Consider the following 13986-nt stretch of genomic DNA (forward strand, 5'->3'; position numbering starts at 1 on the left):
CTTGCTTTCCATTTTATTCTTTTATCAGCATCGTTCATGGCATAACCTCCAGAATATATTTCTAAAGAGATTATCTCATAATCAATCATGGGTTAGAAGGTGTGCATGGTTTGACGCTTACCTTTCTACTCATTTTCCTAGCCGCCAACGGACCTATAATAATTAGGAAGGCGAAATAAATAACAAAAATCGCTATTGCCATATGACTACTCCTTTAAACGGATTTTTAGGGACTTAACAATTGAGCCCATGTAAAAATGTATATAAAACCTAACCCAAGGAATCCCAGAATTGTTATGATCATTAATAGAGGAGGGGATTTTACTTCATCCATTTCAGATCCATCATAATTTAAATCATTTTTTACACTTTTCATGGTGTACCTCCCTTCTAAAATTACAATAAAGTTAGTTATTTCTTATCACATTTGTTTCTTGATAATTTATTTTTAATGTCTTTTCATCGATTACTACAGAATATTGATGGAGTGCCTCATCTACGCTAATATGGCCTAATACAACATCCTTTAATACTTCGTCTGGGTTTCTTTCAATAGGTGTTCCATACCCACCACCACCAGCAGTCTGCAATATAATTGTGGTATTTTTCGGTACTGACATCGTAACTTTAGACGATAATTCCTTTCGTTCTCCCTCAGGAGTAATGACTGTACACGATGAGTTTTCTCCTCCATGTCCACCAAATAAGCCCCAAGGTTTATTATTCTGTCTGTCTGACATTAATGTAACGGTATATTCATCACCTAGCAGTACAAGCTCTCGCTCAAGTCCTAATCCCCCGCGATGTTTACCTGGACCACCACTTCCATCTACCAATGCATATTTGTTGACAATAAACGGGAAGGATTGTTCTATTACTTCAACTGGTGTATTCAAGGTATTTGTCATATTGGTATGGACACCATCCATTCCGTCCATATCTGTAAGTGCACCTTGACCTCCTCCATAAGTTTCTACATAAGAAAAATACTTATTTCTATCCTTATTGAATCCACCTATAGAGAATCCATTCATGGTTCCTGAACAAGCAGCCATAGACTTCTCTGGAAGAATATCTGCTAAGGCACCAAAAATTGTATCTGCAATTCTCTGAGAAGTATTAGAGTTTGCATTAGAAACAGGCGCAGGGAAGTTCGGATTTACTATCGTACCTTTTGGTGCAATAATTTCAATACTTCTGTAAGTCCCTGCATTCGGAGGAACATCAGGCTCCAATAATGACTTCAGCGCATAGAAGACGCAGGCGCTTGTTACTCCATGTGTAGAGTTAACAGGTCCTTTTGTTTGCTCGTTTGAACCAGTAAAGTCAACAGTAATTGTGTCACGATCTACTATAACTTTTGTACAGATCTTAAGTAAATCTTCTGTTATTCCATCACCCTCAAGATAGTCTGTAAACGTATATTCTCCATCGGTCACTTTCTCAATTGCATTACGCATTCTTCTGTCCGAGTAGTTCATGAGTTCCTTCATGCAAAGGAATACATGGTCTTTAGAATACTTTTCAACTAATTCTATAATTCCCTTTTCAGCAACACTATTTGCTGCTAGCTGAGCATAAATATCACCCAGTACTTCTTCACCAGTTCGAACATTCTTCTCTAAAAGACGTATAACTTCACTATCTAACACTCCATTTTTCCGTACCCTAATTGCTGGAAGACGTATTCCTTCCTGAAAAATCTCTGTTGCCTTTACAGACATACTTCCTGGAGTAAGACCTCCTACATCCACATGGTGAGCTATATTTGCAGCAATAGCAATTAACTCATTTCTATAGAAAATAGGGCTTATCATAAATATATCAGGTAAGTGAGATCCGCTAATATAAGGATCATTTATTAATATGGCATCTCCTTCCTTTAATTCATCTTCTGGATACATCTTCAATACTTCTTTAACTACTGAAGGCATTAATCCTAAATGAAGTGGGACATGTTCCGCTTGAGCAACTAGTTCTCCCTCTTTTGTGTAAATTGCCGTCGAACAGTCTACTCTATCCTTTATATTTGTGGATAAAGCGGTTCTGATTAACGTCACACCCATTTCTTCTGCAATTGTATAGAAAGAATTCTTCATTACTTCTAATGTAATTCCATCAATTTTTGAGGACCGCATTTTTTAATTCCCTCCCAGCCTTTTTCTTCACATTTTGGATCACTAAGTTATGGTAAATGTCTACTAAAGCTTCTTGATATGGATGAATAATCACTGTTGAATCAAGCTGCTCAATAACAGCTGGTCCTTTAATTACATTTCCTGAATACATATCACTTCTTTCATAGATAGAAGTATTATAAAAGCTTCCTTCAAAGTATACCTCACGATTTCCAATCGGTTCCAAATCCTGATTAGGACCATTATTATTAATATTTTCTTTAGGCTTTTTAATAAGACCATAAGAAATTAATCGTATATTGGCCACTTCAAGTTCTTCACCTAATCTACTAAATCCGTATACTTTATTGTGACTACTATGAAACTTTTCAACTGCATTCCTTATTTCTACTTCAGTTACATACATATCATCCAACTCAATATTTAGGTTATATGCTTGATTTTTATAACGTAAATCAAGACTTGCCTGAAACTTCATTTCTTCTTTTTTAAACCCTTCAGCAGCTAGTTCATCACGTGAAATACGATATAATTTGGATAATTTATTATTTAATTCTTCTAGATTAATTTGCGATAATTCTGAAATATAAGACTGTACATAATCATGGCGAACATCTGCTGTAAGCATCCCCATCGCACATGCTATACCAGGATTAGGAGGAATAATAATATTCTTACAGCCAAGCTCCTCAGCAATATCACTTGCATGTAATGGTCCTGCTCCACCAAAAGCCAATAATGAGAAGTCCCGTGAATCATGACCTTTTTCTACCGAAATAACGCGAATTCCTCTTACCATATTTGTATTTACTACTTTCAATATTCCCTCAGCAGCTTTTTCAACCGTTAAACCAAGGGGATCCGCAATTTTTTCTTTAATTACCTTTTTAGCGGAATGAATATCAATTTTCATCTTTCCACCTAATAGAGAATTTGGATTAATACGTCCTAAAATAGCATTGGCATCACTAACTGTAGGTTCTGTTCCTCCTTTTCCATAGCATACTGGACCAGGAACAGCTCCTGCACTTTCTGGACCAACACGAAGAGCACCACCTGAATCAATCCAAGCTATACTACCACCACCAGCACCGATTGTGTGCATCTCTACCATTGGTACATGAATCGGAAAATCCTGTATCTTACTGCTCGTTGTATATTGAGGTTTCCCATTTTCTATTAATGATGTATCCAGGCTTGTTCCACCCATATCAATCGTTATTAAATTTTTATATTCTGTTTGATCTGCTATATTACTACCACCGACTACTCCACCAGCTGGACCTGACAGTACAGTTCTTACAGGCATTTTAACAGTAGTATCTGTATTGATAACGCCTCCATTTGACTGCATAATATAAAGTTCACTCGGTATTTTCAACTCCGTAATTTTTTCTTCTAAATATCTAAGATAATACTCCATTTTTGGCATAACATAACCATTTACAACCGCTGTACTTGTTCTTTCGTACTCTTTAATTTCTGGAAGAACCTCGGAGGAAATGGTAATTGATACGTTCGGCAATGATTTTTCTAGGAATTCCTTTACTATTATTTCATTTTCACTATTTAAAAAGGAATTAATAAATGAAACAACTACCGCCTTTGCATCCACATCTTTTAATTTTTCTACTAATTCCGTCAGTTGATTTTGATCTATTTCTTTTACTACCTCACCTTTTGCATTAATTCTCTCATCAATTTCTAATCTTAAATCTCTCGTTACCAACGGTTCATTTCTTCTCGCTCTAAAATCATATAACTTTGGTCGGGTCTGTCTGCCAATTTGCAGAACATCCTTAAAGCCCTTTGTTGTCAAAAGAACTGTTTTAGCACCCTTTTTTTCCAATAGGGTATTGGTAGCCACTGTTGATCCATGAATAAAGAAGTTTAAATCTTCATACTGAATCCCTGTTTCCATAATAATTTGCTTTACTCCATTTAAAACACCAATTGAACTGTTTTCCGGAGTGGAGGGAACTTTTGTAATAAATGTTTCTCCACTCTCCTCTGATATTAGAGCTACATCTGTAAATGTACCACCTGTGTCAACACCAATTCTATACCTCATTCTCTAACCTCCTGCTTATTTTCTAACAACACAACTTAGAAAGCGCTACCATAAAGATTATTTAAATTTCCTAATTTACCAAAAATTTTAACATTAGTTTTGGATAAAGTAAACCCTTTATTTTTCAAAAAGGATTTTTTTTTCCAAAATGATGCTCTTGCTAAATTATAGTTAATGTGAGGTTAGTAAAATTTATATTGTTGTTATATTTTTTTCCACCAGCAACTGCCCTATTTTTTCTAATTTCTTTTGGGAATCGTTTTTCATATGCTTACCAAGCATTACTGTTATGGTTTCAATTAAAGATATTAAAGGCACCATTGTGTAATGCTCATCATGTCTTATAGTCTTAAGAACAATGCTAGCAAATGCTTTAAGTGAATTATTTTCATCATCTGTTATCAAAATAATTGGATGGCCCAATTCTTTACAATACTTTGCCGCCTGATAAGATAGCTGAGTGAAAGGGGACAGAGCAATGATTACTACAACATCACCTTTTTTCATATGATATAATCTATCCATGATAAAATATGGTTCATAGCTAAGTTGATTTACTTTTGGGTAGAATTGATTAATAAGGTTCTCAAAGTAAATAGCAGCTACTCTAGAAGTTCTAAGTCCAAAAACATGAGTAGTTTCGGAGGAGATAATCAACTCAACCGTTTCCTCTATTCCTTCAATTAAGAAATCATCTAAAGATATACGTTGTAGTACATTAATTTCATCCCATATTCTCTCGATATTACTTTCTCTACCACCACCTATTTTTTCCTCACTCTGGTCAAAATTCCACCATTTAGGAACACGAGAATCTATTGATAACGCATGAATTTCCTTTTTGAAATCATTAAAGTTACTATAGCCTAGATTTTTTACCGCTCTTAATACAGTGGTATTTCCTACACCAGCTTTTTCTGCCATTTCTGATACTCCATCTAGACCAATATTTCGGAAGTTTTCTATTACAAAGTCACAGAAAATACGTTGCTTTTTAGGTAACCCATTCTTTTTCTCCAATATTCTACTAATTATATTTTTATTACTCATTTCATTTAATCCTCCTTCAGAAATTACATCGCTAAATAAAATATACACGGTTTTATTGGATTTTAAAAACAAATGATAAATTTCCCTATAATCAATTAGGATTATTTAATCCTTTCTTGTGATTATGTGGTTTACAATAGTCCTTTTTAATGTTAGATTATTAATTATAATATTTAGAATTTAATTTAAATACTGAAAGGGTGCTTAGATTGAAAGAGGAAGAAATAAATAAAAGTGCTGCTGTAGAATTGTTATTTCTATCAGAACCTGAATTAATTGAAGCTGGTGTACTTGATATGGAACACTGTGTTGAAACAATTGATAAAATGTTTCAGGTATTGGGAGAAGGAGATTATCTCATGGGTGGACCCAAGGAGAACGATCACGGACTTATGCTTTGGTTTCCTGAAGAAAAGAGATTCGATAATATGCCAATTGCGGGGCCTGACAGACGTTTTATGTCACTGATTTCATACCTAGGAGGAGAGTTTAATATTGCTGGTGATAAATGGTATGGATCCAATATTGCAAACAAAGACAAAGGCCTCCCCCGTTCCATTCTAACCGTAACTCTAAATAATGTGGATACTGGTCAGCCACTTGCCTATATGTCGGGTAATCTAATTAGTGCAATGCGAACTGGTGCAGTACCAGGCGTTGCAAGCAGGCATTTAGCAAGAGAAGATTCAAAAGTATTGGGAGTTGTTGGTACTGGGGTAATTAACAGAGCATGTGTTGCTGCCATCAAATATGCAGTTCCTACTTTAGAAGTCATAAAAGTGTTTGATATTAATTTTGATAGAAGCAAAGCGTTTATTAAAGAACTGGAAAGTGAATTAAATGTTAAATTTAAAATAGAAGATTCACTGGAAGCTTGTATAAGAGATTCAGACATTATAAGCGTGGCCACTTCAGGAGCAGCTAAACCAGTAATAGAAGACGAGTGGATCAAAAAGGGTTGTTTGATAACGCTTACAGGAACTGCTCAGTTATCCGACGAATTTTATAAAAATAATAAAATTGTTGCAGACAATTGGAAAATGCATGAAGCTTGGTATCGCGATGGCAGGGAACATCCAAATGGTATTGACAGTATTTTAAGTTGGGCACCAACTGGTGATCTTATTCATTTAGCGCATAAAAAGGAAATTGACCAAACCACGATACAAAGTCTCGGAGACATAGCCTATAGCAAGGAAAAAGTGAGAAAAAGTGATGATGAAACCATCATTTTTGTTACTGGTGGATTACCGACAGAAGATATTGCCTGGGGATATGAAGTATATAAGAAAGCAAAGGAAAAAGCAATCGGGCAAAAATTAAAGCTGTGGGATACACCACACTGGGCATAAGAGAGAAAACTAGGGAAGTTCTTCACTAGTACCTAAGCTAACAAGGAATTGTAATTTTTCTTGTTAGCTTTTTAGGGTCCAGAGGGACAGGTTCACTGGTCAATAGTTTATATCATACATCCCTTACATTATACATATTTCCTTTATAACAAAAAGTAAGAACTAGAAGGTATAATTAAAATCTTCTAATTTTCTAGTTGAAACTTCTATAAGTTATACTGTTTATCAAAATAATCCTTATATTCCCCACTTACAATTTGCTCCCACCATTCTTTATTATCCAAATACCATTGAATGGTTTGCGCAATTCCAGTATCAAAGTTATATGTTGGGTTCCAACCTAATTTCTCAAGTTTTGTGGGATCTATTGCATAGCGCTTATCATGGCCTAAACGATCTTTTACAAATTCAATTAATTCTTCAGATTTCCCTAACGTTTTAATAATAGTTTTTACAACTTCAAGGTTTGTTTGTTCGTTGTGTCCACCTACATTATATACTTCACCATTTTCCCCTTCATGCAATACCAAATCAATGGCTGCACAATGATCATATACATGTAACCAATCTCTTATATTTTCTCCAGTACCGTAAACTGGTACCTTCTCTTCATTAAGTACCCTTGATATCGTCAGTGGAATTAATTTCTCTGGAAAATGATAAGGACCGTAGTTATTAGAGCAACGTGTAATATTAACAGGTAGATCATAGGTTTCGTGATACGCACGTACCAACAAATCCGACGACGCCTTACTTGCACTATAAGGACTATTTGGCTGAAGAGGTGTTTCTTCTGTAAAGAAAGTTGTTGGATCAAAATCTAATTCACCGTACACTTCATCTGTTGACACATGTAGGAATTTCGTGACATTAAACTCTTTAGCTGCATCAAGTAGCACTTGCGTCCCTAAAACATTTGTTTGAGTAAAAATTTCAGGATTAGTAATGGAACGATCTACATGGCTTTCTGCAGCAAAATGTACAACATAATCAAATTTTTCCTCCTTAAACTGATTAAAAATCGTTTCTCTATCTGCAATGTCGGCTTTAACAAAATGATAGTTACCCTTGCCTTCTATTTCCTTATGTTTTGTTAAGTCACCAGCATATGTTAACAAGTCTAAATTGTAGATATCATAATTAGGGTATTTATTAACCATGTATTGGACAAAATTCCCTCCAATAAAGCCAGCCCCACCCGTTACGACAACTTTCTTCTTAGTCATGTTTATTTCACCTCGATTAATTCGTTTAAATAATGTTTTAGAGCATCTTGCCATTTTGGTAGTTTGTTGAAACCATTCTTAACTAAATTATCTTTAGACATTCGTGAATTTTTAGGTCTAGCCGCTTTAGTAGGGTATTCCTCCGTACTAATCGCATTTACTTTTACCTTTTTATCCGCTTGTCTAAATATCTCCTCAGCAAATTCTGCCCAACTACAAAATCCATCATTCGAAGCATGATAAATACCATACTTATCGCTCTGAATCATTTCAATAAGTAACGTAGCTAAATCGTACGTGTACGTTGGTGATCCAATTTGATCACCAACAACATTAAGTTCGTCATGTGATTCTGACAAACGAAGCATTGTTTTAATAAAGTTATTTCCGTTCTTTCCGAATACCCATGAGATTCGAACAATAAAATAACTATCTAGTAGTTTCTGTACAGCTTTTTCCCCTTCAAGCTTTGTTAAACCATAATGATTGATTGGTTTTGTCCCACCAGTTTCTTTAAATTCATTTTCCCCAGTACCCTCAAATACATAGTCAGTACTTATGTACATAAATTTTGCATTAACTTCCTTGGCAGCATTTGCTAAATTTCTAGTCCCTTCAACATTTACTTTCCAGCTAGTATCTTTATCATCCTCAGCTTTATCAACTGCTGTATATGCTGCACAGTGAATAATTGCATCAGGTCTCAATTCATTTATATAATTGAAAGTCTTTTCTTCTAATGTAATATCTAAGTGAGCACTTCCTACTCCGATTATGTCTAATCCTTGTTTTTTCCCCTCATTAACAACATCAAATCCGAGTTGTCCAGTGTATCCCGTTACTAATATTTTCATTAACTTACCCCTCGTAAACAAAATTTAATTCAGCAGCTTCTAATGTTGGAGCCTTTTCATCCTTTTCTGATAAGACAGGCTTGACATCCATCGGCCATTCCACTCCGATTGTTGGGTCATTCCAAGCAATTCCCCCATCACATTCTGGTGCATAATCATTATCGACTTTATATTGCACTTCCACATCTTCTGTTAATGTCATAAAACCATGTGCAAATCCTCGAGGGATCAATAGCTGTTTTTTATTTTCAGCAGTTAATTCAATACCAAACCATTTACCATAAGTCGGGCTTCCTTTTCTAATATCAACAGCAACATCAAAAATTTCTCCCTTTGTACAACGAACAAGTTTAGTTTGAGCCTTTGGATTAAGCTGAAAATGCAGCCCTCGTAATGTACCTTTTGTTGCCGAAAAAGATTGATTATCTTGTAAAAAATTCAAATCTATCCCTGCTTCTTTAAGCTTTGAATAACTATGTGTTTCCATAAACCAACCACGATGATCACCAAAAACAGCTGGTTCAATTACTTTTACACCATCAAGATTTGTATCAATAATTTTCATTCCGCTCACCTCTAATATTTAATATAACCATCTGCTACTTTTAATAGATATTTACCATACCCTGTTTTTGACAACATTTCCCCAGACTCGACTAGTTTCTCCTTTGAGATCCATCCATTTACATATGCTATTTCTTCTGGTGCGGAAATCTTGATTCCTTGATGTTCTTCAATTGTACGAACAAAATTTGTTGCATCAACTAGGCTTTCGTGTGTACCTGTATCTAACCAAGTATATCCACGACCTAGTAATTCAACATGAAGCTCACCTAATTGTAAATATGCTTCATTTACAGATGTTATTTCTAGCTCACCTCGTTCAGAAGGCTCGACATTTTTCGCGATATCAACAACACGATTATCATAAAAATAAAGTCCCGTAATCGCATAATTTGACTTTGGTACTGGTGGCTTCTCTTCAACACTTATAACTTTCCCGTTTTTATCAAACTCTACTACCCCAAACCTTTCTGGGTCTGGCACATGGTAACCAAATACGGTTGCACCACTTTCTTTTTGACTAGCATTCATAAGTTTTTGCCTTAACCCGCTACCATAATAAATATTATCACCCAGTACCATTGCAACAGAATCATTACCAATAAAGTCTTCACCAATTATAAATGCTTGTGCTAAACCATCTGGACTTTCTTGTACCATATATTGGAGATTAATTCCAAACTGAGATCCGTCTCCTAGTAAAGAGCTAAATCTTGGCGTATCTTCAGGTGTAGAAATAATTAGTATATCTTTAATTCCAGCTAACATTAATGTTGATAGCGGGTAATAAATCATTGGTTTATCATAGACTGGAAGTAATTGTTTGCTTGTTACCATAGTTAATGGATATAGACGTGTTCCGCTTCCACCTGCTAAAATTATGCCTTTCATTTGCTTATCTCCAATCTAATTAATATATTTATCAATTAAAGTTATATCACTCTTATTAGCCAAATAAATCTAACAAACTTATTATAGCTTATGTGTAATAATTTCTATTACTTATAAGTTAAGTTAAAACTTAGGTATGAAAGCTAATTTACCTTACTCGATTAAGTCTATCAAACCTTCTACATAGTATTAGTGTAATAATGATTAAAATTAGGTTCAGTAGACCACTTGATGCTCCAAAAAGACTAATTGCAATTATATCACTCGAAAACCAAAAGTAACCAATTGCTAACATTGATATACGAATTAATAAAGAAAAGATAGTATAAACTAGATGAAATCTCTGAGCCATTATGACAGGTAACGTTCTTACAACTGGTTGAAGAATAAAGGATGAGAAGCTCCATAATGCTATCCATCTTGCATATTCTCCTGCTAATAACCATTCTGAACCGTATACTAAGCTAAAAAGAAATGGACCGAACAAAATTACAAATCCAAAAGGAAGGATACCAATACCAATAAGAATAAGCGTAGCCTTTAGTAGCATCTTAGATACACTTTCACCGCTATTTGCAACGGTTGATATCTTTGGATAGAAAACATCTCCAACTGATTTACCAATAAGCTGCGTTGGAACATTTAATACACTTCTACCTATACTGTAAAAACCAACAGAAGCTGCACCAAAAAAACTGGACAACATTAAAACTGGAATTCCTTCAGAAATTGAATTAACAATGCTTTGTGGTGCTCTAAACAATGGAAAGTCTTTATACTTTTTAGCAAGTCCCTTTGAAGATGTACTTTTTCTAAATATAACCGAAGGAAGTCTAGCTTTAGTATTTCTTGTAAAAATAAGTAATAGAAAAGCTTTTAAACCTTGCGTACAGGCAGAAAATATTATTAATATTGACGCTACAGGAGAAAAAAGACCTACCCCTACTTTACCGCTATTAATTATCAGGGCTTGTACAAAAGTAACTTTAGCTGACACACTAAATTGTCTAGTGCGAATGAGCCATTGTTCTATAACTTGCAATATACCTGCACTAAAAATAATTATTGGAATCAAATATAGATAAGAAGCAATTTCCTCCAATTGAAAAAGCTCCAAAAACTTCTGATGGAAAAACAACAACAATATTCCAGAAAAAATAGCTACAATTGTTGTTATAAAAATTGAAAGTCTAATTATCCCATGAGCTTCACTATCATGCTTTGGAAGAACTATAGCTATGGGATATGTTAATGCAACGATAGGTACAATAATAGATATTATAGTATTAAATGTACCCATTAATCCAAATGCCTCAGGTCCATAAATACGTGTAATAAATGGGGAAAGAAGCATAGTCACCACTTGAGCAGCAGCTGTTCCAGTAGATAATATTATCACATTCCTGACAAAGGGCTTCTTAGTAAATTTAATAAATTGGCTTTTCATAAGGATGTTCCTTCACATTATAAAATTTGCTGTAATAAGCTTCACCAAAACAAGATGACTGCTATAATATAGCAATCTATTTATTCTTTAAAAAGTTAACGACCTTTTCCCAAACAACGTTAACATCAAAATTACTTTCTGTATAATTTCTTATATTATTTATAATTTCTTCTTTACTCTCAATTGAATTATAAATTTCGTTATAAAAATGAATTACTTTTATCATATCAATTGGAGAATCTTCTGCTGGAACACGTAAATAATACTTAAAGTCTTCATGATTATCTAGTTCTGTTCTAACTCCAGAAATTATTGGAAGACCTTTTGCTCCATACTCTTTCCCCTTTAGAGTACTATTGTAATAAACTTTACTCCTATGTCTACCCAAAGCATCTAATCCAATATCACATTTATCATAGATTTCGTCTAATTCTCTACCTTCCATTTTTCCATAAAAGATTACTTTTTTTTCCAACTTGTATTTGGAGACTAATGACTTATAATGTTCTAGCTCATTCCCTATGCCTACCAAGTGTAAGATTATACTTTCCTTATTACGATTATCACTATTATAGTAATTATACAGACCTTTAATAAATCGATCATAACCATGCCAAAAGGCAAAATTCGCTACTGCTATTACGTTTATTGCCATACTTGAAGTTATTATTTTTTTAGGTGTTATATTTTGAGTGTTTACTGCGTTTGATACTCTGATAGTAGGGATCCCAAAGATAAATTGATCATCCGAAAATGTAATAATTCTATCAACGTATTTGTACATCTTTCTTCTGTTTCTACGATCCTTAAGTATAATCAAAATATTACTTATACTTATTTGTCCTTCATTATCATATGGATAAGTAGGTATTTCTACTAAAACTTTAATTTTTGGATTAGTTTCTTTAATAGTCTTTAAACTTTTTACAAATTGGTAATCACTTTTTTCATATCGTATATATACATAGTCGGTATTCTTAATATCCTCAAAATTAATACTCCATCTATGTATTCCTACATATGGTATTCTTTTTAATATGGCATTCAAAATACGATGATTAGTATCTCTTTTAACATCTAAAATATCTACTGAAATTTTTTTCTTTTCAAAATAATTAACCTGCATTTTAATTTTTTTCCAAATACCAACTAAATTTTTGTTCACAGGTGTTATATATAATAATCTTTGCATAAAGTCACCTTCTTAATTAGTTACGCCTATTTAATCCGGAATATTAAAGTAGTACGGAAGTAAGTATGGTTCAATAAACGGACTATCAAAAAAAACTGCATGAATATATATTAATCCTAACAAACCTAGTCCACAACAATAAATATATAAAATTAACGGCCTCTCTCGAGGTTTGAAATATAATTTAGATACTGCAGAATATAAATAGAAACCTATATAATACAAGTAAAACGTTAGCCTAAAAATCGGAAATATAGCTGAAATAATTGAGAGACTAATTAGAAACCAAAACATTTTAATTAGAATTCCCCCATGATTAACTCTTTGGACTATGCTTTTCCCAAAAAACAAAACAATGAATAATAATGGCCATGCCCATGCAAAATTTTTAAAAGTGCCCATATTAAGCGTTGGCTCGAAATAACCTGCATATCTTGAAAAGAAGTCTAAGTTTCCAAACACATACCCAAATAAATAACTTGAAAAGAAAAATACTATCGGGGTAATAATTATTGCAGTAAATGCATACATTACATTGGTTTTATTTGTAAACTCTTCTCTCTCAGAACCTTTATATGTGGAGAAAATGTAAATGGGAATCATAATTAGCGCACTATAATGGAACATTCCAGCTATAAAGCATGTAATTATATATTTACTTCGTTTATTTTCCTCAATATATTTATGCGCAAATACTATTATTGCAACCGCTATAAACATTCGAACTAGACCATACATGTAAAAATAATAAGCTACTGATAACATCCATATACTAATACCTAAACTATTCTTTCCAATTCTTCCAGAAAGTGCAATATAAAACATTACCAAACTAATCAGAGCAGAAAATATATATATATATTGAAATTCATTAAAAATATTCCCAACTAAAAAATTTAAAAGCATAAACAATGGTTCTGGAAAGCCATTATATTCGTAATAAATGTTATTTATTTGCTTATAAAAATGTATATAACTTTCATGATCTATACCGTAGCCCCTGAAGGCTAAAGGAATAAATAAGCATAAAAACGAAGTAATCCAAAAAAACTTATTAACATGCTTTCTCCCGTTTTTAATATATCCATATTTTTCACTTAAAAATGCGAATAATGTAGCAAGAATAATAAAGACATAATATAATAATAGGGCATCTGCTCGATCCAACTGCCATTCAAAATCCATATATTTCCTCCAATAA

At 33.5% G+C, this 13986-nt stretch carries 12 protein-coding genes; 1 reads left to right on the forward strand and 11 read right to left on the reverse strand.

Going from position 1 to position 13986, the window contains the following annotated elements; translation table 11 throughout:
• Window positions 1-226: 226 nt before the first annotated feature.
• The 4 genes from D8M05_RS20320 to D8M05_RS17305 all read right to left on the reverse strand — a co-directional run bounded on the left by D8M05_RS20320 (window position 227) and on the right by D8M05_RS17305 (window position 5259).
• Window positions 227-376 (reverse strand): hypothetical protein, encoded by a 150-nt coding sequence (locus D8M05_RS20320; protein WP_183072848.1) that lies wholly within the window; start codon window positions 374-376, stop codon window positions 227-229.
• 31 nt (window positions 377-407) lie between these two features.
• The gene (locus D8M05_RS17295; protein ID WP_121134060.1) at window positions 408-2138 is read right to left on the reverse strand and encodes a hydantoinase B/oxoprolinase family protein; all 1731 of its coding nucleotides are present in this window, start codon (window positions 2136-2138) and stop codon (window positions 408-410) included.
• Window positions 2119-4209 (reverse strand): hydantoinase/oxoprolinase family protein, encoded by a 2091-nt coding sequence (locus D8M05_RS17300; RefSeq protein WP_121134062.1) that lies wholly within the window; start codon window positions 4207-4209, stop codon window positions 2119-2121. The genes D8M05_RS17295 and D8M05_RS17300 overlap by 20 nt, the downstream gene beginning before the upstream one ends.
• A 192-nt stretch (window positions 4210-4401) precedes the next feature.
• On the reverse strand, window positions 4402-5259 hold the full coding sequence (locus D8M05_RS17305) for a MurR/RpiR family transcriptional regulator (RefSeq protein WP_121134063.1): 858 nt from the start codon (window positions 5257-5259) through the stop codon (window positions 4402-4404).
• 209 nt (window positions 5260-5468) lie between these two features.
• Here D8M05_RS17305 and D8M05_RS17310 point away from each other — a divergent pair, with 209 nt between their 5' ends.
• Window positions 5469-6611 carry a tyramine oxidase subunit B gene (locus D8M05_RS17310; RefSeq protein WP_245985508.1) on the forward strand — a complete coding sequence of 381 codons (1143 nt, stop codon included), beginning with the start codon at window positions 5469-5471 and terminating at the stop codon, window positions 6609-6611.
• 206 nt (window positions 6612-6817) lie between these two features.
• Here D8M05_RS17310 and rfbB read toward each other — a convergent pair whose 3' ends face one another.
• From rfbB to D8M05_RS17345, 7 genes are all read right to left on the reverse strand, one after another.
• The gene (rfbB, locus tag D8M05_RS17315) at window positions 6818-7837 is read right to left on the reverse strand and encodes a dTDP-glucose 4,6-dehydratase (protein ID WP_121134065.1); all 1020 of its coding nucleotides are present in this window, start codon (window positions 7835-7837) and stop codon (window positions 6818-6820) included.
• Between the two features lie 2 nt (window positions 7838-7839).
• Window positions 7840-8691 carry a dTDP-4-dehydrorhamnose reductase gene (rfbD, locus tag D8M05_RS17320; RefSeq protein WP_121134067.1) on the reverse strand — a complete coding sequence of 284 codons (852 nt, stop codon included), beginning with the start codon at window positions 8689-8691 and terminating at the stop codon, window positions 7840-7842.
• 4 nt (window positions 8692-8695) lie between these two features.
• On the reverse strand, window positions 8696-9256 hold the full coding sequence (rfbC, locus tag D8M05_RS17325) for a dTDP-4-dehydrorhamnose 3,5-epimerase (RefSeq protein WP_121134069.1): 561 nt from the start codon (window positions 9254-9256) through the stop codon (window positions 8696-8698).
• A gap of 11 nt (window positions 9257-9267) precedes the next feature.
• Window positions 9268-10146 (reverse strand): glucose-1-phosphate thymidylyltransferase RfbA, encoded by an 879-nt coding sequence (gene rfbA, locus D8M05_RS17330; protein ID WP_121134071.1) that lies wholly within the window; start codon window positions 10144-10146, stop codon window positions 9268-9270.
• Between the two features lie 148 nt (window positions 10147-10294).
• Window positions 10295-11593, reverse strand: a complete 1299-nt coding sequence (locus D8M05_RS17335) for a lipopolysaccharide biosynthesis protein (protein WP_121134073.1) — start codon at window positions 11591-11593, stop codon at window positions 10295-10297.
• A 76-nt stretch (window positions 11594-11669) separates the two neighbouring features.
• Window positions 11670-12785, reverse strand: coding sequence for a glycosyltransferase (locus D8M05_RS17340; protein ID WP_121134075.1), 1116 nt, complete (start codon window positions 12783-12785; stop codon window positions 11670-11672).
• Window positions 12786-12815: 30 nt separating this feature from the next.
• Window positions 12816-13970, reverse strand: a complete 1155-nt coding sequence (locus tag D8M05_RS17345; protein WP_121134077.1) for an EpsG family protein — start codon at window positions 13968-13970, stop codon at window positions 12816-12818.
• Window positions 13971-13986: the final 16 nt, after the last annotated feature.

Source organism: Oceanobacillus bengalensis (genome assembly GCF_003628445.1).
In the GTDB taxonomy this organism is placed as follows: Bacteria; Bacillota; Bacilli; order Bacillales; family Amphibacillaceae; genus Oceanobacillus; species Oceanobacillus bengalensis.

Excerpts from the sequence above, each read along its gene's own strand:
- D8M05_RS17300 (WP_121134062.1), bottom strand. The coding sequence starts at position 4,209 with ATGAGGTATAGAATTGGTGTTGACACAGGTGGTACATTTACAGATGTA.
- rfbB (WP_121134065.1), bottom strand. The coding sequence starts at position 7,837 with ATGACTAAGAAGAAAGTTGTCGTAACGGGTGGGGCTGGCTTTATTGGA.
- rfbC (WP_121134069.1), bottom strand. The coding sequence starts at position 9,256 with ATGAAAATTATTGATACAAATCTTGATGGTGTAAAAGTAATTGAACCA.
- D8M05_RS17345 (WP_121134077.1), bottom strand. The coding sequence starts at position 13,970 with ATGGATTTTGAATGGCAGTTGGATCGAGCAGATGCCCTATTATTATAT.
- rfbD (WP_121134067.1), bottom strand. The coding sequence starts at position 8,691 with ATGAAAATATTAGTAACGGGATACACTGGACAACTCGGATTTGATGTT.
- D8M05_RS17340 (WP_121134075.1), bottom strand. The coding sequence starts at position 12,785 with ATGCAAAGATTATTATATATAACACCTGTGAACAAAAATTTAGTTGGT.
- D8M05_RS17295 (WP_121134060.1), bottom strand. The coding sequence starts at position 2,138 with ATGCGGTCCTCAAAAATTGATGGAATTACATTAGAAGTAATGAAGAAT.
- D8M05_RS17305 (WP_121134063.1), bottom strand. The coding sequence starts at position 5,259 with ATGAGTAATAAAAATATAATTAGTAGAATATTGGAGAAAAAGAATGGG.
- D8M05_RS20320 (WP_183072848.1), bottom strand. The coding sequence starts at position 376 with ATGAAAAGTGTAAAAAATGATTTAAATTATGATGGATCTGAAATGGAT.
- rfbA (WP_121134071.1), bottom strand. The coding sequence starts at position 10,146 with ATGAAAGGCATAATTTTAGCAGGTGGAAGCGGAACACGTCTATATCCA.
- D8M05_RS17335 (WP_121134073.1), bottom strand. The coding sequence starts at position 11,593 with ATGAAAAGCCAATTTATTAAATTTACTAAGAAGCCCTTTGTCAGGAAT.